The sequence below is a fragment of the Janthinobacterium sp. 1L-D-8-B-C4 genome, assembly GCF_057291295.1.
This window is the reverse complement of sequence record NZ_JBXAVX010000023.1, coordinates 54,518-79,421: the sequence shown is the minus strand read 5'-3', so window position 1 is coordinate 79,421 and position 24,904 is coordinate 54,518. Positions and strand designations below refer to the sequence as shown.

Genomic DNA, 24,904 nt, shown 5'->3' with positions numbered 1-24,904 from the left:
TCCCGAACAGGACCGTGAAACAACTTTGCGCCGATGATAGTGCTGCAACCAGTGTGAAAGTAGGTTATCGTCAGGCTTGTTATTCGTAGTAGAGAGAAACCCCGATCAGCAATGGTCGGGGTTTTTTTTCGTCTGGTGGTTTGATGCGTGCTTTTACCCCAACTTCGGAAAGGCTGGGGTCAGACCCCCTTGAGGCCAACGCTGGGTGTGGACTTAGCTGTGTGGGGTCTGACCCCAAAAAAAAGCCCTGCGCTGCGCGCAGGGCTTTGTCGTTTTCAGCTATCAATCAGAAGTGGTAAGCCACTTTGACCACGCCGTAGTTCACGCCGCTGTTTGGTTTCTTGTAGCCGCCGTTCGAGAAGTGCTGGATCTTCGCGCTGACTTCCCAGTTGTTGTCGAACACATAGCCGATGCCGGCATGGTCGCCGAACTGGAAGTGGGTCGACAGGCGGTCGTCATCATTGTTGTACAGCTTCGAGAGCATGTGTACGCCGATGCCGGCTTCCGCGTAGAAGCCGCGCTTGCTGGTGTTTTCAAAGCGGAACACTGGTGTAAAGCCCAGGTCCCACAGCTTTTGATGCTGGCCAGGGACATTGCGGTAGCTTTTGCCATCCCAGCCGCCGATGCTGGCATCCCAGTAACCGCTCAGCTGGGTACCATTCGATACAAACCAGGCTTTGTCCCAGTTCGAGGTAACGCCGGCGCGCACCATCTGGATTTTCACGCCCTTGGCGTATTCGCCATAGACGGAGTCGATCAGCTTGTCATCAGCGGCAAAGCTGGAGCTGGCGGCCATCAGCGCGGTCACGGCCGCAGCGAAGGTGAGGAGATTCTTCTTGAAGAACATAGAGGCTTTCATCGTAAAATTGGCCGTTAGGCTGTTGTCTTGTTTGCACAGGCATGCGTCTTGCTGCCGTTTTCGCCACTCGATACTCAGGGGTTCAATTGACATTCTCTACAAAAATCGCATTTCTCGGTACTGGCCTGATGGGGGATCCAATGGCCCGGCGCCTGCTGCAGGCTGGTTATTCTGTCACAGTTTGGAATCGCACGCACAGCAAGGCCCAGGTATTGCGCGCGGCAGGGGCCGATGCGCCTGAATCGCTGTTGGATGCCGTCGCTGGCGCGCAAGTCGTGATCTCGATGCTGGAGGCGGGTCCTATCGTCGCGAAAGTGTTGCAGGACGCCTTGCCGGCCCTGACACCGGAGACGCTGTGGGTCGACATGAGTTCCACCAAACAGGCTGAAGCACAACAATTCCACACGACGCTGCAGGCGGCCGGCCATGCGTTCATCGATGCGCCCGTCTCGGGCGGCGTGGGCGGCGCGCAGGCAGGCAGCCTGGCCATCATGGCCGGCGGCAGCGCCGGCGATTACGCCAGGGTAGAAGAGATATTAACGGCCATGGGCCGGCCGACCCTGGTGGGGCCTGCCGGCAGCGGCCAGGTGGCCAAGCTGTGCAATCAGCTGATCGTCGGCGCCACCCTGAATATCGTGGCGGAAGCGCTGCTGCTGGCGCAGGCGGCGGGCGCCGATGCGGCGGCCGTGCGCACGGCGATACGTGGCGGCTTTGCCGAGAGCCGCATCCTGGAGGTGCATGGACAACGCATGCTGGAGCGCAATTTCGTCGCTGGTGGGCAAGTGAAAAGCCAGGTCAAGGACATGCACAATATCCTTGCGGCGGCCGAGGCGGCCAATCTCGTGCTGCCGGTGACGCAGCTGGTGACGCAGCGCTATGAAGCTATCGCGGACATCTTTGCGACGGCCGACCACGCCGCCGCCCTGCTGGCCCTGGAGGGTATCAATCCTGGCCAGCGTCTCGGTAGTGATCCTGACAAATTAAGTTAAGCCAGCGGCAAGCTGGTTTCGGCCAGCTTGACCCAGAAGCTGGCGCCGATCGGCAGCAGGTTGTCGTTGAAATCGTAGCTGCCATTGTGCAGCACGCACGGGCCCAGGCCATGGCCGCCGTCGCGGTGGTCGCCATCGCCATTGCCGATAAAGATGTAGCAGCCGGCTTTTTCCTGCAGGAAGAACGCAAAATCTTCCGCGCCCATGGTCGGTTCTACATTGTCGTTGACCTTGTCGGCGCCGACCACCTGTTTCATCACTTCCACGGCAAACGCGGTTTCCTTGGCGTGGTTGACCAGCGGCGGATAGTTGCGCTTGAAGTTGAATTCGACCTCTGCGCCAAAGGCGGCGGCCGTATGCACGGCGATGTCGCGCATGCGCTCTTCGATCAGGTCCAGCACCGGCGTGGTAAAGGTGCGTACGGTACCGACCAGACTGGCGTCGTCGGGGATGACATTGGTGGCGCTGCCGGCGTGGATTTGCGTAATCGACAGCACGGCCGTGTCGAGCGGGCTCTTGTTGCGGGTAATGACAGTCTGCCAGCTTTGTGCGATCTGCACCGCCACCATCACCGGATCGATGCCCTTGTGGGGCTGGGCCGCATGGGCACCCTTGCCTTTGACGGTGACGTGAAATTCATTGCTCGACGCCATCATCGGCCCGGCCACCACGCTCAGGGTGCCGGCGGCGGCGCCTGGCCAGTTGTGCATGCCGTAGATGGCCTCCATCGGGAACTGCGTAAACAGGCCATCGGCGATCATTTCGCGCGCGCCGGCGCCGCCTTCTTCGGCCGGCTGGAAGATCACATACACGGTGCCGTCGAAATTGCGGTTGTGCGCCAGGTGATGGGCGGCGCCCAGCAACATGGCGGTATGGCCATCGTGGCCACAGGCGTGCATCTTGCCTTGGTGGCGCGAGGCATGCTCGAAGGTATTCATTTCCTGCATCGGCAAGGCGTCCATGTCGGCGCGGATGCCGATGGCGCGTTTCGAGCTGCCGTTCTGGATAATGCCGACCACGCCGGTGCGGCCCAGGCCGCGTACCACGGGTATGCCCCATTCGGCCAACTTGGCGGCAACCACGTCGGAGGTGCGCTGTTCTTCGTAGCATAATTCCGGATGGGCGTGCAGATCGCGGCGGATACGTCGCAGCTCGGATTGAAACGCCAGGATGGGTTCAACTAGTTTCATCGTATTCTCCTGTAGATGCAGGCGCGCATCAGTGTACGGCACGCCGGGACGGGCACGTTTGATCGAAAACATGCGCGCGGTTGGGCCATTGTAGCCCGTGTGCAGCTTGTAAATCCAGCGCACAGCTTGCTACTGGAGCGCCAGCTGGCTTACAGTATCGGCTTTCCCTGACGCTTTTTTGGATTGCACCATGACCACCACACAAGTGCGCGCGACCTGCCCGCTCGATTGCCCCGATACCTGCGCCCTGCTGGTGACGGTGACCGACGGGGTAGCCACGGCTGTCAAGGGTGATCCCGACCATCCGACCACGGCCGGCGTGCTGTGCACCAAGGTGTCGCGCTTCACGGAGCGCACCTATCATGCGGACCGTTTGCTGCATCCGCTGCGCCGCGTGGGCAAGAAGGGGGAAGGCAAGTTTGAGCGTATCAGCTGGGACCAGGCGCTGGACATCATCGCCGCGCGCCTGCAGCCGATTGCGGCGCGCAACCCGCAGGCCATTTTGCCATACAGCTATTGCGGCACCATGGGCCTGGTGCAGGGCGAATCGATGTCGTCGCGCTTTTTCAACCAGCTCGGCGCTTCCTTGCTTGATCGCACCATCTGCGCTTCGGCCGGCGCCACCGGCTACCGCTATACGGTGGGCGCGACCATCGGCACGGACATGGAACAGTTTCAAAACGCCAAGCTGATCATTATCTGGGGCGGCAATCCAATCGCCTCCAACCTGCATTTCTGGATGCGCGCCCAAGAAGCCAAGCGCAACGGCGCCACCCTGATCGCGATCGACCCCTACCGCTCGCTGACGGCCGAGAAATGCCACCAGCATATCGCCTTGCTGCCCGGTACCGATGCGGCGCTGGCGCTTGGGCTGATGCATGTGCTGATTGCCGAAGATCTTGTCGACCATGCTTATATCGCCGAGCATACCCTGGGCTACGATCAGCTGAAACAGCGCGCACTGGAATGGACGCCCGAGCGCACGGCCGAGGTCTGCGGTATAAGCGTCACGGAAGTGATCGAACTGGCGCGGCTGTACGGAACGACCAGCCGCAACGGTGAAGGTGCGGCAATCCGCGCCAATTACGGCGTGCAGAGGGTGCGCGGCGGTGGCATGGCGGTGCGCAATATCGCCTGTCTGCCGGCCCTGACGGGCGCCTGGCGCCATGCGGCCGGCGGCATTCAGCTGTCGAGTTCGGGTTCCTTCCCGGTCAACCGCAAGGCGCTGCAGCGGCCCGATTTGCTGAAGGACACGCCGCGCACCATCAACATGAGCACCATCGGCGACGATTTGCTGAAGGAAACTTCCACCGAATTCGGCCCGCAAGTCGAGGCCGTGATCGTCTACAACTCGAATCCGCTGGCGGTGGCGCCCGATTCATCGAAAGTGGCGCAGGGCTTTGCGCGCGAGGATTTGTTCACCGTTGTACTGGAACACTTTCAGACCGATACGGTCGACTACGCCGATATCGTGCTGCCGGCCACCACCCAGCTCGAACATGTCGATGCGCATTCGACCTATGGCCATCTGTACATGATGGCCAATAATGCCGCCGTGGCGCCGCTGGGCGAAGCAAAGCCGAATACGGAAATTTTCCGCCTGCTGGCGCAGCGCATGGGTTTTGACGACCCTTGCTTCCGGGACAGTGACGATGCGCTGGCGGCGCAGGCGTTTGACGCACGGGACGCGCGCGCCGTGCATTTCGACTGGGAATCGTTGAAGCGCACGGGCTGGCAAAAGCTGGCCATGCCCGACGCGCCGTTTGCCCAGGGCGGTTTCCCCACGCCTTCAGGCAAGTGCGAGTTTTACTCGCAGGCCATGCTGGACGCCGGGCTCGACCCGCTGCCCGCGTATATCGCGCCGTATGAGTCGCCGGCCAGCAACCCGGCACTGGCGGCGCGCTTTCCGCTGGCCATGATCTCGCCGCCGGCGCGCAATTTCCTCAATTCCACCTTTGTGAACGTGAAAAGCCTGCGCGCGGCCGAAGGCGAGCCGCACCTGGACATGCATCCCGATGACTGCAGCGCGCGCGGTATCGTGGCCGGCGAGATGGTGCGCATCTTCAATGACCGCGGCAGTTTCGTGGCAAAAGTGCGCGTGACGGACAAGGCGCGGCGCGGCCTGGTGGTGGGGCTGTCGGTCTGGTGGAAAAAGCTGGCCAGCGATGGCAAGAACGCCAATGAAGTAACCAGCCAGCGCCTGACCGACATGGGCCGCGCGCCGACCTTCTACGATACGCTGGTCGAAGTGGAAAAGGCCGCCTGACATGATGCGCATGCCCGCCACCGCAGTGCTGGGCATGTGCTTGCTGCTGGGCGGCTGCACGCAGCTGCGCTATTACACGCAGGCAGCGCAGGGCCAGTATTCGCTGTGGTCGTCCGCGCGCCCGATCGATGCCTGGCTGGACGACCCGGCAACCACGCCGCGCCTGAAAGCGCGCTTGAGCCGGGCACAGCAGATCCGCCGCTTTGCCGTCAGCGAGCTGGGCCTGCCCGACAACGGCAGCTACAAGACCTACGCCGCCCTGCAACGGCCGTTCGTGCTGTGGAACGTGGTGGCTACGCCGGAGCTCTCCCTGCAGCCGCTGCAATGGTGTTTTCCGATCGCCGGCTGCGTCACCTATCGCGGCTATTACGACAAGGACGCAGCGCAAGCCTATGCCGACCAGTTGCGCGCCGAGCATTACGATGTGCAGGTGGGCGGCGTGCCGGCGTACTCCACCCTGGGCTGGTTCGACGATCCGTTGCTGTCGACCTTTATCAACTACAACGACGCCGAACTGGCGCGCATGATTTTTCATGAGCTGGCGCACCAGGTCGTGTATGTGCCCGGCGACTCGGCCTTCAATGAATCGTTCGCCGTTGCCGTGGAAGAGGCTGGCGTGCAGCGCTGGCTGGCGCAGGATGGCAATGCGGCCATGCAGGGCGCATATCTGCAATATACGAGCCGGCGCCAGGATTTTTTGACCCTGCTGCGCAAATACCGGGCGCAACTGGCGGTCGTGTATGCCGGTGATGCGCCGGACGCGGACAAGCGCGTGCGCAAGGCGCTGGTGTTTGCCGCCCTGCAAGAGGAGTACCAGATATTGAAGCAGCACTGGGGTGGTTATGCCGGTTATGACCGCTGGTTCGAGCAGCCTTTGAGCAATGCCCACCTCGCTTCGGTCACGACCTACGATCAATTTTTGCCAGCCTTTAAAAAATTGCTGGAAGAAAAAAAGAACTTTCGTGCTTTTTATGCTGCAGTGCACACATTGTCTCTGCTGGACCAGCCCGAGCGCCACCGCCGCCTACAGCACATCCTGCCCCGTGACCCTTAAAGATTGTCAGGTTTGCCAAGCCTGAACTTTCCGTAACGCTGTATTTTGTATGCTGCATTGCAGCACAAAATACCCCTGGAGTTCCTGTTCTAATCCTGCTGAAAGCGCTTGCATGGAAGGCGCGCGCCCGATAGCATCGCGTTAGCAGCATAGAGCAATTGCTCGTCAGAATGCTCATCATGACTGCCGGACAATGTATCCGCAGCAGTAATCAGCGCCGTCCAGTGCAGGCCGGCTCCCCCGTGATTATTCGAGACAAGAGGCACAGCATGGAAAAAATTTGGCTGAAGTCGTATCCGCCCGGCGTACCTGCCGACATTGATCCCGATCAATACCGTTCGCTGGTGCATCTGCTCGAAGAAGCGTTTACAAAATATGCAGACCGCAATGCCTATGTCTGCATGGACAAATTCCTGACCTATGCCGAACTCGACACCTATTCGCGCCAACTGGGCGCCTTTTTGCAAAGCCGTGGCCTGAAAAAGGGCGCGCGCGTCGCGCTGATGATGCCCAATGTGCTGCAGTATCCGGTGGCGATCGCGGCCGTGCTGCGCGCCGGCTACACGGTGGTCAATGTCAATCCGCTGTACACGCCGCGCGAGCTGGAACACCAGCTCAACGACTCAGGCAGCGAAGCGATCATCGTGCTGGAGAACTTTGCCCATACGCTGGAGCAGGTGCTCGCCAAGACAGCCGTGAAACATATCATCGTTGCCAGCATGGGCGAGATGCTCGGTGGCGTGAAAGGCATGCTGGTCAATTTCGTGGTGCGCAATGTCAAGAAAATGGTGCCCGCCTATTCGCTGCCGAACGCCATGCGCTTCAAGAGCGCGCTGTCGCTCGGCAGCCGAATGAAGCTGACGCCGGTCGAACTGCATATCAATGAACCGGCCTTCCTGCAATACACGGGCGGCACTACCGGCGTGTCGAAAGGCGCCACCTTGAGCCACCGCAACGTGATCGCCAATGTGCTGCAGACCGAAGCGTGGTCATCGGCCGCGCTGGACCCGGACAACAAGGAACAGCTGACCATTGTGTGCGCCTTGCCGCTGTACCATATCTTTGCGCTGACGGCCTGCGCCCTGTGGGGCACGCGCATCGGTGGCCTCAATATCCTGGTGCCGAACCCGCGTGATATTCCGGGCCTGATCAAGGAACTGGGCAAGTACAAATTCAACCTGCTGCCGGCGGTCAATACTTTATACAATGCGCTGGTGAATCATCCGGACTTTGCGCGCCTCGATTTTTCCGGTTTGAAAATTGCCAATGGCGGCGGCATGGCGGTGCAAAAGTCGGTCAACGACAAGTGGCAGCAAGCGACCGGTGTGTCGATTATCGAAGGCTATGGCTTGTCGGAAACGTCACCGGTGGCCACTTGCAACCGCGCCGACAGCACCGCGTTTTCCGGCACCATCGGCCTGCCGATTCCATCGACCGAGATCGCCATTCTCGACGACGATGGCCAGGAAGTGGCGCTGGGCCAGACTGGCGAGATCGCCATCCGCGGCCCGCAGGTGATGAGCGGCTACTGGAACCGCCCCGATGAAACGGCCAAGGTGATGACGCTTGATGGCTACTTCAAGTCGGGCGATGTGGGCATCATGGACGAGCGCGGCTATGTGAAAATCGTCGACCGCAAGAAGGACATGATCCTGGTGTCCGGCTTCAATGTGTATCCGAACGAACTCGAAGGCGTGATCGCGGCCCACCCGGGCGTGCTCGAATGTGCGTGCGTGGGCGTGCCGGACGAACACTCGGGCGAGGCCGTGAAAGTGTTTGTGGTGCGCAAGGACCCGAACCTGACGGTAGAGACGCTGATGGCGTATTGCAAGGAACAATTTACGGGCTACAAACGGCCGAAGTTCATTGAATTCAGGGATGAACTGCCGAAGACCAATGTCGGCAAGATTTTGCGCCGCGCACTGCGCGACGAACCGAAAATAGCAGCTTAAAACATCGGGATGCGCCAGGGCGGCGCCTCCCTTCACAGATAAAGATGAGGCAAGATGGACAAGATTTGGTTGAAGTCATACCCGGACAGCGTGCCGGCAGAGATTGACTGCACGCAATACCGCTCAGTGACGCATTTGCTGGAAGAGTCGTTCCAGAAGTATGCGGAGCGCAATGCTTTCGTGTGCATGGATAAATTCCTGACCTATCGCGAGCTCGACAAATTGTCGATGTACATGGGCGCCTGGCTGCAAAGCAAGGGGCTGGCGCGCGGCGCGCGCGTGGCCATCATGCTGCCGAACGTGCTGCAGTATCCGGTGGCAATGGCGGCGATCTTGCGCGCCGGCTATACGGTGGTCAACGTCAATCCGCTGTACACGCCGCGCGAACTGGAACACCAGCTGACGGACTCGGGCAGCGAGGCGATCATCGTGCTGGAAAACTTTGCCACCACGGTCGAACAGGTATTGCCGCGTACCAAGGTAAAACACGTGATCGTTGCCACCATGGGCGACTTGCTCGGTGGCCTGAAAGGCACCATCGTCAATTTCGTCGTGCGTAAAATCAAGAAAATGGTGCCGGCGTTTTCGCTGCCGGGCGCCATCGGTTTCAACAAGATGCTGGCCGAAGGCGCGCGCTTGACGCTTACGCCGGTGCAGCAGGGCCATGACGATATTGTCTTCCTGCAATACACGGGCGGCACCACGGGCGTGTCGAAGGGCGCCATGCTGCTGCACCGTAACGTGATCGCCAACGTGCTGCAAAACGAAGCATGGTTGGCGCCGGTGATGACGAAAGAGATGCGCGCCACCTCGATGGGCTTCGTGTGCGCCTTGCCGCTGTACCATATCTATTCGCTGACGGTCAGCGCGCTGATGGGCATGCGCCTCGGTGGCCTGAACGTGCTGGTGCCCAATCCGCGCGACATCCCTGGTTTCGTCAAGGAACTGGCCAAGTACAAGATCGTCGTCTTCCCTGCCGTCAATACGCTGTACAACGCCTTGCTGAATAACGAAGAATTCGCCAAGCTCGATTTCTCCAGCTACAAGGTGTGCAACGGCGGCGGCATGGCGCTGCAGCGCAATGTGGCCGAACGCTGGTTGAAGGTCACCGGTTGCCCGCTGATCGAAGGCTATGGCATGTCGGAAACCTCGCCCGTGGTGACCGGCAACAGGGTTGATATCACCGAATTTACCGGCACCATCGGCATGCCGATTCCGTCGACCGAAGTGAGCATCATCGACGACGACGGCGTGGAAGTGCCGCTGGGCCAGCCTGGCGAAATCGCCGTCAAAGGCCCGCAAGTGATGGCCGGCTACTGGCAGCGTCCCGATGAAACGGCGAAATCGATGACGGCCGACGGCTACTTCAAGACCGGCGACGTCGGCATCATGGACGAGCGCGGCTATGTGCGCATCGTCGACCGCAAGAAAGACATGATCATCGTTTCGGGCTTCAATGTGTATCCGAACGAGGTGGAAGAAGTGGTTTCCTCCTGCCCGGGCGTGCTTGAATGCGCCTGCATCGGCGTGCCGGACGGTAACTCGGGCGAGGCCGTGAAAGTGTTTGTGGTGCGCAAGGACCCTAACCTGACGGTGGAACAGATCCGCGAGCACTGCAAGCATGAACTGACGGCCTACAAGAAACCGAAATACATCGAGTTCCGCGATGAATTGCCGAAGACCAATGTCGGCAAGATCCTGCGCCGTCAATTGCGCGACGAGAAAAAGGTCGCTTGAGTCGTTGGCAAGGCCGTGCCCGCCACCAGCTTGCGTGCTGGCCTGGCGGGCAAACCGAAACAGGGGCGCAGCCAGTTCACCTTGCTGATCAGCAGTGAGGTGGCGAGCCAGCAGGTTAGCACGGTGCCGGCCAGTATCAGGACGGGTTCGATCACCGGACCCAGCTGCAGCGGCACCAGCCAGTAGGCCAGCAGCACGATCGCGCTCTGGTGCAGGATATACCACGGGTAGACCGCCTGGCGCGCCCACGGCAGCCAGGAAAACGGACGGTTCAGCAAGGTATGCGACCAGCCGAGTATCGCGCAGATGGCCAGCCACATGTACAGGTTGCGCATCGGCCAGGAGCCGGCAGAGGCCCAGGTCAGCAGGTTTTCCGAATGGATCAGATCAAAGCCGATATACACGGCAAACGCGCACGGCGCCAGCAGCAGCGCGTGCCAGCGCAGCCGCGCCAGTTCCTGCCATACACCCTTGTCATTGCCCAGCCACCAGCCGTACAGGTACATGGTGAAATAGATGGCGTGCGCGAACCAGTCCTTTACCAATGCATGGGTTTCCGGATAGCGCAGCTTCAGGAACACGGTGGCCGCCAGCGGCAGCAGCGTGGGCAGTACCAGCAGGCGCCAGCCGCGCAGGCCGGTGAGCAGCGGCCTCATCTTGTTCAGCAGCGGCTGCAGCGCCGCCAGCACGATGGTGTACAACAGCAGATACACCAGATACCACAGATGGTTCCAGGTAAAACTGGTTTTCCAGCCCGTGAAGGCGCCGGCCGGCCAGGTACGGTGGCCAAAGTAATCGAGCAGGAATTGTCCGTAACCGGGCGCCACCAGGCCATTGCTCACGCCTTCGCAGTAGGGCTGCACGGGAATGATGACCAGCAGGCCGAACACCAGCGGCAGCAACAATCGCTGCACCCGGCGCCACAGGAAAGCGCCGCGTGAGGTTTGCGTCATCATGGCGCACGACACGCCGGAAATGATAAACACGATTTCCATGCGCCAGCGGTTGATGAATACCATCGGAAAGTTCAGGCTGTCGGTCAGGTAAGTGCTCTTCATATGGAAGTCGGCGCCGGCCAGGTACAGCATCGCCGTGTGGTAGACGATCAGCAGGCTGAAGACAAGAAAACGCAGGGCGTCGATATCGTGGCGGCGGTGTTCATGGGTCATGGTGGTTGGCTTGGTGATGGGGATGACCCAGCATAGGCAGGCCGGCCCGGGCGAACCAGCGAAAAGTGACCAATCGAAGGCTGTTTGTGACCAGTGGCGGTCCCGGGACGACCGGCGGATCGTACAATCAGGCAACTAATTTTATGTCTGCCACCATGAGCGTGTCTTCCACCGATCTGTTGCAACGTTATCAACGCTGGCGCCGGCTCGCCGAGCCAGGTTTCTGGATCGTTCTGTATCTGCTGCAAACCTCGCTCAACTGCTGGATCAGCTGGCTGGACCGCGTCCGTACCCATGTCGATACGGCGTTCTGGGAAGTGGCCGTGTGGGAATGGAGCAGCAACCTGGTGTTGCTGGCGCTGGTCCCGGTGGTAATTTTTGCCAATCAGCTGCGCCCGCTGCAGCTGGTGTTCCAGCGGCAGAACCTGCGCTGGCACCTGGCCGCGTCGATTGTCTACAGCCTGGTGCATGTGCTGGCGATGGTGGCCTTGCGCAAGCTGGTGTACTGGAGCCAGGGCGGCGACTACGATTTCGGCAATTGGTGGCAGGAATTCCCGTATGAATATATCAAGGATGTGCGCGCTTACTTCTCGATTTTGTTACTTGTCGGTTTTTACCAGTTGCTGCTACGGCGCTGGCAGGGCGAAGCCACCTTGCTGGGGGAACCGGATCAGGGGCCGGCGGTGGAACCGGTGGCCCAGCCGGAACGCTTCCTGGTGCGCAAGCTGGGCAAGGATTTTTTGTTGCCGGCGGCGGAGATCGAATGGATACAGGCCTGGGGCAATTATGTGAACCTGCATGTGCGCGGCCACGACTATCCCTTGCGCTCGACCATGGCGGCCATCGAACGCCGCCTCGATGGCAAGCGCTTTGTGCGCGTGCACCGCAGTTATATCGTCAACCTGGCTTTCGTTAACAGCATCGCGCCGCTGGACTCGGGCGACGCGCGCGCGATATTGACGACCGGCGGCGAAGTGCCGGTCAGCCGGCGCTACCGCGACGCCCTGAAAAAAGTCTCGGTGGCCTGATCAGCTTTGCTGCAGGCCGGCCTTGCCATCCTTCACGGTAAAACTGGCCAAGGTGGCGATGTTCGAGGCGCTGTCGCGCACATTGTCGAGGCCCTGGAACCAGGTGGTGGTTTTGCTTGGTGTAATTTCCATCAGCATATAGCCGCGCTTGTCGCTGCGGCCATAACGGATATGCGGGTTCATCGCCACGTATTCGTCGGTACGCGACTGTGGGCGCGAGCTTGATGTGACCGAGGTACCGCAAAACTCGGTGGCCAGCAGCGGATTGCTGCGCGAGGCGGGGCGCATGGCGTCGCGGCTCAACTCGGTCGCATAAAACGTGTGCACGTCACCCGACAACACCAGCGGATTGCGCGCGCCGCTGGCCTGCAGGGTGCCCAGCAGCTGCTGGCGCGCCACCGGATAGCCATCCCAGCCATCGGTCCAGATCCGTTCGTCGCCGGGGCGGCTGACCGGCACCTGGCTCGATTGCGCCATCAGGGTTTGCTGGGCCAGGATATTCCAGCGCGCGGGCGACTTTTTCAGTCCTTCCTGCAGCCATTGTTCTTGCGCCGCGCCCAGCATGGTGCGATCGGGCTTGCTCAAGTCCGGGCAGGCACGGGTGGTGACGGAATTCGAGCCGCCCCGGTTCGGCTTCGGGCAAGCGTGGTGGGCACGGTACTGGCGGTCGTCGAGCACGTGGAAGCGCGCCAGGCGGCCCCAGTCGTAGCGCTGGTAGATGCGCATGTCAACAAAGCCGCGCCGGCCCAGCGGCAACAGGCGCAGCGGCATATGTTCATAAAAGGCCTGGTAGGCGGCCGCGCGTCGTTGCAAAAAGGTAGGGGTCAGCAGTTCGTCGCGCTCGTTGCCATAATCGTTGGCCACTTCATGGTCGTCCCAGGTGACGATCCATGGCGCCACCAGGTGTGCGCCTTGCAGGTCCGCATCGCTCTTGTATTGCGCATAGCGGGCGCGGTACTGCTCCAGGTTGAAACTTTCATCGCGCCGCACGGCCCGCTGCGGATGCTGCAGCTGGTACGCGCCCCACTCATAGATATAGTCGCCGAGAAAGGCGATCAGGTCGGGCGCGGCCGCAGCGATATGGCGGTGCGCCGCATAGCTGCCGAACTCCCAGTGCTGGCACGACGCCACCGCCAGCTTCAGTGAGGCCGGCATGGTCGATGCCGGCGGGGCAGTGCGCGTGCGTCCGACCGGGCTGACGGCGTCGCCAAAGATAAAACGGTACCAGTACCAGCGCCCGGGTTCGAGGCCCGAGATATCGACGTGCACGCTGTGCGCCAGTTCCGGCGTGGCCACGGCCTGCCCCTTGGCAATGATGCGGCGAAAAGCTTCGTCATCGGCCACTTCCCAGCGTACCGTCAAAGCGATCGCCGGCGTGGCGGATGCCTGCAAGGGGTCATAGTTGATGCGCGTCCAGATCACCACCGCATCGGGCAGGGGCGAACCGGAAGCGACGCCGAGCGAAAACGGATAGCCGGCGCCATTCATGCGGACAGCCGCGCTGGCGCCGGAGCCGGACAGCGCGCTGCCGGCCGCCGTCAGCGCGGCAATGCGTGCAGCGCTGGCGAGAAAGATGCGGCGCTGGCTATCCATGCGAGAACTATGGCCGGTGATTATTGAGACAGCAGCGTTTCAATCGGCGGCACCTGGCGCGGCTTGCGGTCCGAGTCGGTGGCGACATAGATCAGCGTGGCTTCGGTGACCTTCACGATGCAGGCCTGCAGGCGGTTGCGTTCGGCATACACTTCGACGTTGACGGTAATCGAGGTATTGCCGACCTTGACGATCTCGGCATAAAAAGACAGCAGATCGCCGACGAACACGGGGTTTTTAAAGACAAAGGAGTTGACGGCGATCGTTGCCACCCTGCCGTTGGCGCGCCGCGTGGCCGGCAGCGAACCGGCGATATCGACTTGCGCCATGATCCAGCCGCCGAATACGTCGCCATACACATTGGCGTCCGAAGGGGCAGGCATCATGCGCAGCTCGGGCATTTTGCCGGCAGGAAGGCCGGAGGCAAGGCAGTTGTCAGGGCGGGTAGGGGAGGTGCTCATCGCTAATTCTCATGAAAGGCTACAATTGCCCCGATTGAACCATAAAAAGCCGACCTTCGCCATGCGCCGTTCCCAGACATCCGCCCCACCTCGCCCGCCAGCCGCCGCCAGCCGCAGCGATTTTGCCACCCTGAAGACCTTGCTGCCGTATTTATGGGTCTACAAATGGCGCGTCCTGCTGGCGCTGCTGTGCCTGGTCGGCGCCAAGCTGGCCAACGTCGGCGTGCCCTTGATCCTGAAAAAACTGGTCGACGCCATGACCATCACGGTTGCCCATCCGCAGGCGCTGCTGGTGCTGCCGGTGGCGCTGCTGGTGGCGTATGGCCTGCTGCGCGTGTCGACCACCCTGTTTACCGAATTGCGCGAATTCCTGTTTGCCCGCGTCACCCAGCGCGCCGTGCGCACCATTGCGCTGCAGGTGTTCCGCCACCTGCATGCGCTCTCCTTGCGCTTTCATTTGAACCGCCAGACGGGCGGCATGACGCGCGATATCGAACGCGGCACGCGCAGCGTCGGTTCCTTGATTTCCTACACCCTGTTCAATATCCTGCCGACCCTGGTGGAAATCACCCTGGTGCTGGGCTACCTGGTACTGCATTACGACATCTGGTTTACCATCATCACGGCGGTGGCGCTGGTGTCGTATATCGCCTTCACGGTGCTGGTGACGAACTGGCGCACGCACTTCCGGCGCACCATGAACGATCTCGATTCCAAGGCGAACACGAAAGCCATCGACTCGCTGATCAACTACGAGACCGTGAAATACTTCGGCAATGAAGACTACGAGGCGCGCCGCTACGACGAGGGCTTGCAGCGCTATGAATCGGCGGCCGTCAAGTCGCAAACCTCGCTGTCCTTGCTGAACACGGGCCAGTCGCTGATCATTGCCACCGCCGTCACGTTGATACTCTGGCGCGCGACAGTGGGCGTGATTGCCGGCAGCATGACCCTGGGCGACCTGGTGCTGGTGAACGCCTTCATGATCCAGCTATATATTCCGCTCAATTTCCTGGGCGTGATCTACCGCGAAATCAAGCAAAGCCTGGCTGACATGGAGCGTTTGTTTTCGCTGCTCGACGAGAACCGCGAAATCGCCGACAAGCCGGAAGCCAGGCCGCTGGTGACGCAGGGTGCGTCCGTGCGTTTTGCGCATGTCGATTTCAGTTATGAAGCCAAGCGCCAGATCCTGTTCGACGTCGATTTCGAGATTGCCGCCGGCACCACCACGGCGGTGGTCGGCCATAGCGGTTCGGGCAAGTCAACTTTGTCGCGCCTGCTGTTCCGCTTCTATGAAGTCAACGGCGGCGCCATCACCATCGACGGCCAGGACTTGCGCGCCATCACCCAGGACAGCCTGCGCGCGGCGATCGGCATCGTGCCGCAAGATACGGTGCTGTTCAACGACACCATCGAATACAACATCGCCTATGGCAAGCCGGGCGCCAGCAAGGAGGCCATCGTGGCGGCGGCCAAGGCGGCATCGATCCACGACTTCATCGAAAGCCTGCCGGACGGCTATGCATCGATGGTGGGCGAGCGCGGGCTGAAACTGTCAGGCGGCGAAAAGCAGCGCGTGGCGATTGCCCGCACCTTGCTGAAAGACCCGGCGGTATTGATCTTCGACGAGGCCACTTCGGCGCTCGACTCGAAAGCGGAGCAGGCGATCCAGTCGCAGTTGAAAGAGATCGCGAAAAATCGCACGACGCTGGTGATTGCGCATCGCTTGTCGACCGTGGCCGATGCGCAGCAGATCCTGGTGCTGGACCATGGCCGCATCGTCGAACGCGGCACCCACCTGCAGTTGCTGGCCGCATCTGGCCTGTATGCGCAGATGTGGCAACGCCAGCAGGCTGGCCAGATCGATGAAGAGGACAGCGACATGGACGAATTGAGCCTGGCCAAATAAGTGCGTCGCCGGAAAACAGTAGGATAAATGCTACAGCGATGGCACTTCGCTGGTGCGCGGCATCCCTATTCCGGTGAAACTGAGAAGCAATCGAAGAAAATGACCGGTACGACACTGAAAATGAAATAAAATTAATCCATTGGTGGCGTCTGCACCTCAGTTGTTTCGTCCAGGCCTGGCCTGGTTTGTCCGCTCAGGAGAATCCATGAAATTGACCAAAATTATCGCCACGCTGCTCAGTGTTGGCGTCATCGGCAGCATGTCGCCAGCCCAGGCCCAGGAATTGACGGGCACCCTGGCCAAGATCAAAAAAGCCGGTTCCGTGACGCTCGGCGTGCGCGACGGCTCGGTGCCGTTTTCCTACCTCGATGACAAGCAGCAGTACCAGGGTTATTCGATCGACCTGTGCATGAAGGTCGTCACCGCCCTGCAAAAACACCTGGGCCTGAGCGAACTGAAAGTGGTGATGAGCCCTGTCACTTCGGCCAACCGCATCCCGCTGATGGCCAACGGCACCATCGACCTCGAATGCGGCTCGACCACCAACAACCTGGAACGCCAGCAGCAGGTCGCCTTCGCGCCGACCATGTTCGTGATCGCCAACCGCGTGCTGGCCAAGAAATCGTCGAACATCAAGACGCTGGAAGACCTGCGCGGCAAGACCCTGGTCGCCACCGCCGGCACCTCGACCGTCAAGCAGATGACGATTCTGAACAAGGAAAAAAACCTCGGCATGAATATCGCGATTGCCAAGGACCATCCTGAATCGTTCCTGATGCTTGAAACCGGTCGCGCCGTGGCCGAAGCCAACGACGACATCCTGCTCGCCTCGCAAGTGGCCAATTCGAAAAATCCGAACGACTACGAAATCACCAAGGAAGCGCTGTCGGTCGAGCCGTACGGCATCATGATGCGCAAGGGCGACCCGGCCTTCAAGAAAGTGGTCGACGATGCCCTCACGCGCCTGTACAAGAGCGACGACATCAACCGTATTTATGCGAAATGGTTTACCTCGAATATTCCGCCTAAAAACATCAACCTGAATTTTCCGATGCCGCCGCAACTGAAAGCGGTCTTCGCGAAACCAACCGACTCGGGTGATCCGGCGGCCTACGCGGCCGTGCCGGAAGCGCAAAAAGCCTCGGACAAAAAGAAAAAATAACAGGACTGCGTGAAAAACCGGGAGGCGCAAGCCTCCCGTTTCATTTTGCGTGCGGCGGCCGGCGTGCCGGCCGCCGGTCGATGGCTGCATGGGAAGGATCAACATGAATTACAACTGGAATTGGCGCATCTTCTGGGAGACCTCTCCCGATGGTGTCGGCACCTATATGGACACCCTGTGGTCGGGCCTGGCCTGGACCCTGGCCACCGCCGGCGTGGCCTGGGTCATGGCCCTGATACTGGGCCTGGTAATCGGCACCTTGCGCACCCTGCCCAACAAATGGGTGGTCGGTATCGCCAACGCCTATGTCGAACTGTTTCGCAACGTGCCGCTGCTGGTGCAGATGTTCCTGTGGTATTTCGTGATGCCGGAATTGCTGCCGGCGGACCTCGGCAACTGGGTCAAGTCGCTGCCGAACGCGCCGTTCGTCACGGCCGTGCTGTGCCTGGGTTTTTTCACATCGTCGCGGGTGGCGGTGCAAGTCACCACCGGTATCGAAGCGCTGCCGCGCGGGCAAAAACTGGCCGGCACGGCGCTGGGCCTGACCCTGCCGCAGACTTACCGCTTCATCCTGCTGCCGATGGCCGCACGCGTGATCATGCCGCCACTCACCAGCGAATTTTTGAACATCATCAAGAACAGTTCCGTGGCCTTGACCATCGGCCTGGTCGAACTGACGGCCAGCGCGCGCGCCATTCAGGAGTTCTCGTTCCAGGTGTTCGAAGCGTTTTCGGCCGCCACCATCATCTATATCGCCGTCAACCTGCTGGTGGTGATCCTGATGGCGCTGATCGAGAAAAAGATCGCGATTCCCGGCTTTATCGTCGCCGGCAGCAAATCGGGAGGACACTGATATGTTCGGCAATTTCGATTTCGATGTGATCTCGCGCTCCTGGGTCTACCTGTTCCAGGTCGGCATGCTGTTTACCCTCCAGCTGACGGCGCTGGCGATGGTCGGCGGCATCGTGCTGGGCACCTTGCTGGCGCTGATGCGATTGTCGAGCAGCCGGCTGCTGTCCGGCATCGCGTCGAGCTACGTCAACCTGATACGCTCGATTCCGCTGGTGCTGGTGATCTTCTGGTTCTATTTCCTGGTGCCGTATATCGCCGCCTGGATCATCGGCGCCGACGAGCCGGTCAAGGTGGGCGCGTTCTCGTCCGCCCTGATCACCTTCATCATGTTCGAAGCGGCCTATTACTGCGAAATCATGCGCAGCGGCATACAGTCGATACCGCGCGGCCAGGTCTGGGCCGGCCAGGCGCTGGGCATGAACTACTACCAGACCATGGCTCAAATCGTGCTGCCGCAAGCGTTCCGCAACATGATCCCGGTGCTGCTGACGCAGACCATCGTGCTGTTCCAGGACGTGTCGCTGGTGTACGTGCTGTCGATCCCCGATTTCGTCGGCGCCGCCTCGAAGATCGCCCAGCGCGATGGCCGCCTGGTGGAGATGTATGTGTTCGTGGCCGTCGTGTATTTCGTGCTGTGCTATGCCCTGTCATTCCTGGTCAAGCGCCTGCAAAAGCGCGTCGCCATCATTCGTTAATCCTGGCAGCCCGGCGCTGACGTCTACAGAAAGAAAATGATGATAGAACTGAAAAATGTAAGCAAATGGTATGGCCAGTTCCAGGTACTGACCGACTGCAGTACCGAAGTGTCGAAAGGCGACGTGATGGTCATCTGCGGCCCGTCGGGCTCGGGCAAGTCGACCCTGATCAAGACCGTCAATGGCCTGGAGCCGATCCAGCAGGGACAGATCATGGTCGACAATATCGCCGTCAACGATCCGAAAACCAATCTGTCGAAACTGCGCGCGCGTATCGGCATGGTGTTCCAGAACTTCGAGCTGTTTCCGCACCTGAGCATCCGCGAAAACCTGACCATCGGCCAGATCAAGGTGCTGGGCCGCAGCGCCGACGAAGCCAACGCCAAGGGCCTGAAATACCTGGACCGCGTGGGCCTCTTGTCGCAGCAGGACAAGTTCCCCGGCCAGCTGTCGGGCGGCCAGCAGCAGCGCGTGGCGATCGCCCGCGCGCTGTCGATGGACCCGATCGCCATGCTGTTCGACGAGCCGACGTCGGCGCTCGATCCGGAAATGATCAACGAGGTGCTGGATGTGATGGTCGGCCTGGCGCAAGAGGGCATGACGATGATGGTTGTCACGCACGAGATGGGTTTTGCCAAGCGCGTGGCCAACCGCATCGTCTTTATGGACCAGGGCAAGATCATCGAAGACTGCAGCAAGGATGAGTTCTTCACCACCACGCGCTCGGACCGGGCGCGCGATTTCCTGGCGAAAATCATTCACTAAGTTTTTGCTTTTTTCATTCGACACGGCCGGCATCCACCGGCCGTTTTTGCGTTAACGGCACGCCTGCGCCTGGTTTGCCGCAAGATGCGGCTCGATATTCAGCCTACGCTCGATCAGTCCCTCATCTTTTTCTTCCCTTTTATACTTATAAAGGTATAATTCATGAAGATCACCCATAAACCCTTGTACTGGGTCGGCGCCACCAAAAAGGAATTGATGGCCTTGCCGGTCGAGATCATCGCCCTGTTCGGCCATGCGCTCGATCTGGCCCAGCGCGGTGACAGGCACGACAGCGCCAAGGTGCTGCACGGCTTTGGCTGCGCCGGCGTGCTCGAGATCGTCGAGGATGACGCCGGCGGCACTTACCGCGCCGTATATACGGTGAAGTTTGAAGAGGCGGTGTTCGTGCTGCATTGCTTTCAAAAAAAGAGCAAGAGCGGCATCGCGACGCCGAAACAGGATATCGACATCGTGCGCGCCCGCTTGCGCGCCACGCAACAACTGATCGAGGAGCTGCGCCGTGAAAAACCACATCGTTGATGGCATCGAATTCGAACAATCGAGCGGCAACGTATTTGCCGACCTGGGCCTGCCTGACGCCGACCGGCTGCAAATCAAGTCCGGCCTGGTGGGTGAAATCAGCAATGCCATGCGCAAGCTCGAACTGACCCAGGAGCAAGCCGCGCGCCGCATGGGCATCGTGCAACCGAAAGTGTCTGGCATGCTGCGCGGCGACTTTTCCGGCCTGTCCGAGCGCAAGCTGATGGATTGCCTGAACCGCCTTGGCTACGACATCGAGATTCATGTCAAGCCGACCGACCATCCCGTCGGACACCTGAAACTGGCGATCGCCTAGCCGATAGCCTGGGAGCTAGGGCAGCCCTGCGGCTGGTAAAATGGCGCCATCCGCAATCACCGCCCGAGAGCTGCCGCCATGTCCACACCCGATCACACCCCGACCACCGTTCCGTCCTCGATCACCATCACGCGTCCCGACGACTGGCACTTGCACCTGCGCGATGGCGCCGTGATGGCCAGCGTGCTGCCGCACAGCGCACGCCAGTTCGGCCGCGCCATCGTCATGCCGAACCTGAAACCGCCGGTCACTACCACTGCCGACGCTGCCGCCTACCGCGAGCGCATCCTGGCCGCCGTGCCGGAAGGGGTGAACTTTGATCCTTTGATGGTGCTGTACCTGACGAACAACACCTCGCCCGACGAAATCCGCCGCGCGCAGGACAGCGGCATCGTGCAGGCGGTGAAACTGTATCCGGCCGGCGCCACCACCAATTCCGACCTCGGCGTGACGGACCTGAAAAACTGCTACAAGGTGCTTGAAGTGATGCAGGAAGTGGGCATGCCCTTCCTCGTGCACGGCGAAGTGACCGATCCCGAGATCGATATCTTTGACCGCGAAGCCGTCTTCATCGAACGCGTGATGCGCCCGCTGCGCAGCAGCTTTCCGGCCCTGTCGGTGGTGTTCGAACACATCACCACCAAGGATGCGGCGCAGTACGTGGCCGAGGCCGAAGGCCCGATCGCCGCCACCATCACCGCCCACCATTTGCTGTACAACCGCAACGAGATCTTCAAGGGCGGCATCCGTCCGCATTACTACTGCCTGCCGATTCTGAAACGCGAAGAGCATCGCCTGGCATTGATGACGGCGGCCGCCAGCGGCGACGAGCGCTTTTTCCTCGGCACCGACTCGGCGCCACATGCGCAGGGCGCCAAGGAAATGGCCTGCGGCTGCGCCGGCTGCTACACGGCCCTGCACGCGATGGAACTGTATGCCGAAGCGTTCGAACGCGCCGGCGCGCTCGACAAACTCGAAGCGTTCGCCAGCTTCCACGGCCCGGCCTTCTACGGCGTGCCGCGCAATACCGACACCATCACCCTGAAACGCGAAAGCTGGACCCTGCCGGCTTCGCTGCCGCTGGGCGACAGCCACGTGATTCCGCTTAACGCCGGCGAACAGATCAACTGGAAGATGGTGTAAGCGCCGATGCTGCCATCGATAGACTGGACCCGCCCGTGGTACGCCACGGTGCTGCCGGCGCGGCGGCGGCTGGACTTGCAGCGCCATACGGTGATCGAAGCGTTGAATCTGCAGGCGCGTGCACTGGACTTGCGCAATCCAGCGGGCTTGCCGCTGGGCTTTGTGCCGCAGGCCGACCTGCCCGATGGCGTGGCGTACGAGGAATTCATCGGCGCCACCGGTGGCGTGCCCACGCGCGACAATCTGCACGACTTTTTCAATGCGCTGGTCTGGCTGACTTTTCCGCTGATCAAGCGGCAATTGAACGCCTTGCAGGCGGCGCAGATCGCACTGTCGGGCGTGGGAAAGTCGCGCGGGCCGGCGCGCGATGGCGCAACGATTTTCGATGAAAATTCGGCGCTGCTGGTGCTGCGCGACAGCCAGGCCGGCCACGCGCTGGACGCGGCCCTGCGCGCGCATGACTGGCAGGGCGTGTTTGTCGAACGGCGCGCGCAGTTTGCACCGGGCGGCAACGCCGACGTATGGCTGTTCGGCCATGCGTTGATGGAAAAACTGGTAGCGCCCTACAAGGCCATCACGGCCCATACCCGCGTGGTGTTTGCCGGCGAAGACTACTTCGCGCTGAACGATATGGCGCGGCGCGCCTGGCTCGACCAGCGCGTGGCACAGGACCTGGCACAGCAGGGCCTGAGCACGGCCGATTTCACGCCCTTGCCGGTGCTCGGCATTCCCGGCTGGTGGGCGGAACAGGACACGCAGTTTTATGGAGACACGACGGTTTTTCGCCCGAAACGCAAAACCGCATGACAACACAAACGCGCAGCAGCGCGAAAGGACAGACATGGAGCAGGTAATACGGTGGGGCATACTCGGTACCGGCAAGATCGCCGAGGCGATGGCGGCGGCCTTGCGCGACGTGCCCGGTGCGCAACTGGTGGCGGTGGCGTCGCGCAGTGCCGAGAGTGCCGAGCGTTTCGGCGCGCAATGCGAGGCGCCGCGCCGCCATGCTTCCTACCAGGCGCTGGCCGATGACGCCGGCGTCGACGTGATTTATATCGCCACGCCGCACACCCTGCATGCGGAAAACGCGCTGATGTGCCTGGCCGCCGGCAAGCACGTGGTGTGCGAAAAGCCGTTCACCATGAATGCGCGCGAAGCGCAAGGCGTGATCACGCTGGCGCGCGATAAAAAACTGTTTTTGATGGAAGCCATGTGGAGCCGCTTCCTGCCGGCGGTGCTGGAAGCACGGCGCCTGATCGCCAGTGGCGAAATCGGCACCGTGCAGCAGCTGCAGGCCGATATCGGCTTTGTCGCCAATTTTCCACCCGAGCACCGCTTGCTGAACCCGCTGCTTGGCGGCGGCGCGCTGCTCGATATCGGTATCTACCCGCTGTCGATGGCGGCCTTCTTTCTCGGCCCTGTGACGCAGGTGCAAACCCTGGCTGAAATGGGGCCGACCGGCGTCGACGAGCAGGCCGTGTTCAGCCTGCTGCATGAAGGCGGCGGCAGTTCTTCCTGCGCCTGCACCATGCGCGCCTTGAGCCCGACCGAGCTGACGATTACCGGCACTCTGGGCCGCATCCGCCTGCCGGGGCGCTTCTACAAACCCGATCACCTGACCGTCGAGCCGATGGACGGCGAGCGCCGCGTGGTGGCTGCGCCTTTTATCGGCAACGGCTATACGCACGAGGCGATCGAAGCGATGCGCTGCATCCGCGCCGGCCTGCTGGAAAGCCCGTTGATGCCGCACGCGGAAACGCTGGCGCTGATGGCCGTGCTCGACACCATGCGCGCGCAGGTGGGCCTGGTGTACGACGCCGACCGCAGCGTGGCGGTATGAACACGGCATCGCGCCCCAGCCTGAAAACCGTGCTGATCGCCAGCGGCGTCGTGCTGACGCTGGCAATGGGCGTGCGCCATGGCCTGGGTTTCTGGATGCAGCCGATCTCGCAAGCGAATGGCTGGACGCGTGAAACCTATTCGCTGGCCATGGCCATGCAGAACTTGATGTGGGGCGTGTTCGGGCCGTTTGCCGGCATGGCGGCCGACCGTTTCGGCACCATGCGCGTGGTGATCGTCGGCGCCATCAGCTATATGGCCGGCCTGGTCTGGATGGCGCTGGTGACCGACCCGACCCTGTTCATTATCGGCTCGGGCGTGTTCATCGGCCTGGCGCTGGCCTGCACCGCCTTTGGCGCCATCAGCGGCATTATCGGACGCAGCGCGCCGCCCGAGCAGCGCTCGTGGGCCTTCGGCATCTCGTCGGCGGCCGGCTCGTTCGGCCAGTTCCTGATGATGCCGATCGAGCAGCAGCTCATCTCTGCCATCGGCTGGCAGAACGCGTTTTATGTGCTGGCCGCACTGGTGGTGGCGGCCATGATCCCGATGGCCTTCTACCTGCGCGAGCCGCCCGTCACGCACTCTGGCGCCGCGCAGCAGAGCGTCGGCGAAGCCTTCGGCGAGGCGATCGGCAACCGCTCGTTCTGGCTGCTGCTGGCCGGTTATTTCGTGTGCGGCTTCCAGCTGGTCTTTATCGGCGTGCACCTGCCGGCCTACCTGAAGGATCAGGGCCTGATGAACCCGAACATCGCGGTGACGGCGCTGGCGCTGATCGGCCTGTTCAATATTTTCGGCTCCTACTACGCGGGCAAGCTGGGCGGAAAATTCGCCAAACGCCATCTGCTGTCGGCGATCTACCTGTCGCGCGCGGCCGTCATCGGCCTGTTCCTGGCCGCGCCCTTGTCGGCATGGACGGTGTACCTGTTCGCTGCCGGCATGGGCGTGCTGTGGCTGTCGACCGTGCCGCTGACGAACGGCATTATCGCCGGCATCTTCGGCGTCAAGCATTTGTCGATGCTGGCCGGCATGGTTTTCTTCTCGCACCAGGTCGGCAGCTTCCTCGGTGCCTGGCTCGGCGGCTTCCTGTACGAACGCATGGGCAATTACAGCGCGGTGTGGATCATCACCATCGGCCTGGGACTGCTGGCTGCGCTGATCAACCTGCCGATCGATGAACGCGCCGCTCCGCGCACGGTGGTGGCGTAATGAGCACGCGGCGCATCTGGCTATGGCGCCTGGCTGGCGCGGTGGTGCTGGCCTTGGTATTCATGGCGTATCTGCGGCCCGATTTCATGCTGGACCTGGCGAACCGTTTCTGGATGTGTTTGTAGGCTGTGCGGGAGCAAGTCTGCTGGTGGTTTGTCGGATTATGCTGAACGTCGGAT

At 61.2% G+C, this 24,904-nt stretch carries 23 protein-coding genes; 18 read left to right on the top strand and 5 right to left on the bottom strand.

Going from position 1 to position 24,904, the window contains the following annotated elements; all coding sequences use genetic code 11:
- Positions 1–286: 286 nt before the first annotated feature.
- The gene (locus tag AC0Z42_RS28330) at positions 287–847 is read right to left on the bottom strand and encodes an acyloxyacyl hydrolase (protein ID WP_485471405.1); all 561 of its coding nucleotides are present in this window, start codon (positions 845–847) and stop codon (positions 287–289) included.
- 53 nt (positions 848–900) lie between these two features.
- Between AC0Z42_RS28330 and AC0Z42_RS28325 the strand changes: the two genes are divergently transcribed.
- Entirely contained in the window at positions 901–1,848 is a 948-nt protein-coding gene (locus tag AC0Z42_RS28325; RefSeq protein WP_485471403.1) for an NAD(P)-dependent oxidoreductase, read from the top strand.
- Here the strand turns inward: AC0Z42_RS28325 and AC0Z42_RS28320 are convergent.
- Positions 1,845–3,038 carry a M20 aminoacylase family protein gene (locus AC0Z42_RS28320; RefSeq protein ID WP_485471402.1) on the bottom strand — a complete coding sequence of 398 codons (1,194 nt, stop codon included), beginning with the start codon at positions 3,036–3,038 and terminating at the stop codon, positions 1,845–1,847. The two genes, AC0Z42_RS28325 and AC0Z42_RS28320, sit on opposite strands and share 4 nt — an antisense overlap.
- A gap of 190 nt (positions 3,039–3,228) precedes the next feature.
- Here AC0Z42_RS28320 and AC0Z42_RS28315 point away from each other — a divergent pair, with 190 nt between their 5' ends.
- The 4 genes from AC0Z42_RS28315 (at position 3,229) to AC0Z42_RS28300 (ending at position 10,047) form a co-directional block, all read left to right on the top strand.
- Positions 3,229–5,304 carry a molybdopterin-containing oxidoreductase family protein gene (locus AC0Z42_RS28315; protein WP_485471401.1) on the top strand — a complete coding sequence of 692 codons (2,076 nt, stop codon included), beginning with the start codon at positions 3,229–3,231 and terminating at the stop codon, positions 5,302–5,304.
- A gap of 10 nt (positions 5,305–5,314) precedes the next feature.
- Positions 5,315–6,358, top strand: a complete 1,044-nt coding sequence (locus AC0Z42_RS28310; protein ID WP_485471400.1) for an aminopeptidase — start codon at positions 5,315–5,317, stop codon at positions 6,356–6,358.
- A 269-nt stretch (positions 6,359–6,627) separates the two neighbouring features.
- Positions 6,628–8,310, top strand: a complete 1,683-nt coding sequence (locus tag AC0Z42_RS28305; protein WP_485471399.1) for a long-chain-fatty-acid--CoA ligase — start codon at positions 6,628–6,630, stop codon at positions 8,308–8,310.
- 54 nt (positions 8,311–8,364) lie between these two features.
- On the top strand, positions 8,365–10,047 hold the full coding sequence (locus AC0Z42_RS28300; RefSeq protein WP_485471398.1) for a long-chain-fatty-acid--CoA ligase: 1,683 nt from the start codon (positions 8,365–8,367) through the stop codon (positions 10,045–10,047).
- Here AC0Z42_RS28300 and AC0Z42_RS28295 read toward each other — a convergent pair.
- On the bottom strand, positions 10,017–11,216 hold the full coding sequence (locus tag AC0Z42_RS28295; RefSeq protein ID WP_485471397.1) for an acyltransferase family protein: 1,200 nt from the start codon (positions 11,214–11,216) through the stop codon (positions 10,017–10,019). The genes AC0Z42_RS28300 and AC0Z42_RS28295 overlap by 31 nt on opposite strands.
- 143 nt (positions 11,217–11,359) lie before the next feature.
- Between AC0Z42_RS28295 and AC0Z42_RS28290 the strand changes: the two genes are divergently transcribed.
- On the top strand, positions 11,360–12,244 hold the full coding sequence (locus tag AC0Z42_RS28290) for a LytTR family DNA-binding domain-containing protein (protein ID WP_485471396.1): 885 nt from the start codon (positions 11,360–11,362) through the stop codon (positions 12,242–12,244).
- Here the strand turns inward: AC0Z42_RS28290 and AC0Z42_RS28285 are convergent, their stop codons facing one another.
- Both AC0Z42_RS28285 and AC0Z42_RS28280 read right to left on the bottom strand, forming a co-directional pair.
- Positions 12,245–13,837, bottom strand: a complete 1,593-nt coding sequence (locus AC0Z42_RS28285) for an alkaline phosphatase D family protein (RefSeq protein WP_485471395.1) — start codon at positions 13,835–13,837, stop codon at positions 12,245–12,247.
- A gap of 20 nt (positions 13,838–13,857) precedes the next feature.
- Entirely contained in the window at positions 13,858–14,298 is a 441-nt protein-coding gene (locus tag AC0Z42_RS28280; RefSeq protein ID WP_485471394.1) for an acyl-CoA thioesterase, read from the bottom strand.
- A gap of 61 nt (positions 14,299–14,359) precedes the next feature.
- Between AC0Z42_RS28280 and AC0Z42_RS28275 the strand changes: the two genes are divergently transcribed.
- The 12 genes from AC0Z42_RS28275 to AC0Z42_RS28220 all read left to right on the top strand — a co-directional run bounded on the left by AC0Z42_RS28275 (position 14,360) and on the right by AC0Z42_RS28220 (position 24,850).
- Entirely contained in the window at positions 14,360–16,207 is a 1,848-nt protein-coding gene (locus AC0Z42_RS28275; RefSeq protein ID WP_485471393.1) for an ABCB family ABC transporter ATP-binding protein/permease, read from the top strand.
- A gap of 205 nt (positions 16,208–16,412) precedes the next feature.
- Positions 16,413–17,369, top strand: a complete 957-nt coding sequence (locus AC0Z42_RS28270; RefSeq protein WP_485471392.1) for an amino acid ABC transporter substrate-binding protein — start codon at positions 16,413–16,415, stop codon at positions 17,367–17,369.
- Positions 17,370–17,472: 103 nt separating this feature from the next.
- Positions 17,473–18,222 carry an amino acid ABC transporter permease gene (locus AC0Z42_RS28265; protein WP_485471391.1) on the top strand — a complete coding sequence of 250 codons (750 nt, stop codon included), beginning with the start codon at positions 17,473–17,475 and terminating at the stop codon, positions 18,220–18,222.
- Position 18,223: 1 nt separating this feature from the next.
- On the top strand, positions 18,224–18,916 hold the full coding sequence (locus AC0Z42_RS28260) for an amino acid ABC transporter permease (RefSeq protein WP_485471390.1): 693 nt from the start codon (positions 18,224–18,226) through the stop codon (positions 18,914–18,916).
- Between the two features lie 39 nt (positions 18,917–18,955).
- Positions 18,956–19,681, top strand: coding sequence for an amino acid ABC transporter ATP-binding protein (locus tag AC0Z42_RS28255; protein WP_485471404.1), 726 nt, complete (start codon positions 18,956–18,958; stop codon positions 19,679–19,681).
- A gap of 162 nt (positions 19,682–19,843) precedes the next feature.
- Entirely contained in the window at positions 19,844–20,221 is a 378-nt protein-coding gene (locus AC0Z42_RS28250) for a type II toxin-antitoxin system RelE/ParE family toxin (protein WP_485471389.1), read from the top strand.
- On the top strand, positions 20,202–20,537 hold the full coding sequence (locus tag AC0Z42_RS28245; protein ID WP_485471388.1) for a helix-turn-helix domain-containing protein: 336 nt from the start codon (positions 20,202–20,204) through the stop codon (positions 20,535–20,537). The genes AC0Z42_RS28250 and AC0Z42_RS28245 overlap by 20 nt, the downstream gene beginning before the upstream one ends.
- Positions 20,538–20,615: 78 nt before the next feature.
- Positions 20,616–21,680, top strand: coding sequence for a dihydroorotase (gene pyrC, locus AC0Z42_RS28240; protein WP_485471387.1), 1,065 nt, complete (start codon positions 20,616–20,618; stop codon positions 21,678–21,680).
- 6 nt (positions 21,681–21,686) lie between these two features.
- Positions 21,687–22,487, top strand: a complete 801-nt coding sequence (locus AC0Z42_RS28235) for a DUF3025 domain-containing protein (protein WP_485471386.1) — start codon at positions 21,687–21,689, stop codon at positions 22,485–22,487.
- A 34-nt stretch (positions 22,488–22,521) separates the two neighbouring features.
- On the top strand, positions 22,522–23,520 hold the full coding sequence (locus AC0Z42_RS28230; RefSeq protein WP_485471385.1) for a Gfo/Idh/MocA family protein: 999 nt from the start codon (positions 22,522–22,524) through the stop codon (positions 23,518–23,520).
- The gene (locus tag AC0Z42_RS28225) at positions 23,517–24,725 is read left to right on the top strand and encodes an MFS transporter (protein ID WP_485471384.1); all 1,209 of its coding nucleotides are present in this window, start codon (positions 23,517–23,519) and stop codon (positions 24,723–24,725) included. The genes AC0Z42_RS28230 and AC0Z42_RS28225 overlap by 4 nt, the downstream gene beginning before the upstream one ends.
- Positions 24,725–24,850 (top strand): hypothetical protein, encoded by a 126-nt coding sequence (locus tag AC0Z42_RS28220; RefSeq protein WP_485471383.1) that lies wholly within the window; start codon positions 24,725–24,727, stop codon positions 24,848–24,850. Before AC0Z42_RS28225 ends, AC0Z42_RS28220 begins: the two co-directional genes overlap by 1 nt.
- The last annotated feature ends 54 nt before the right edge of the window (positions 24,851–24,904 follow it).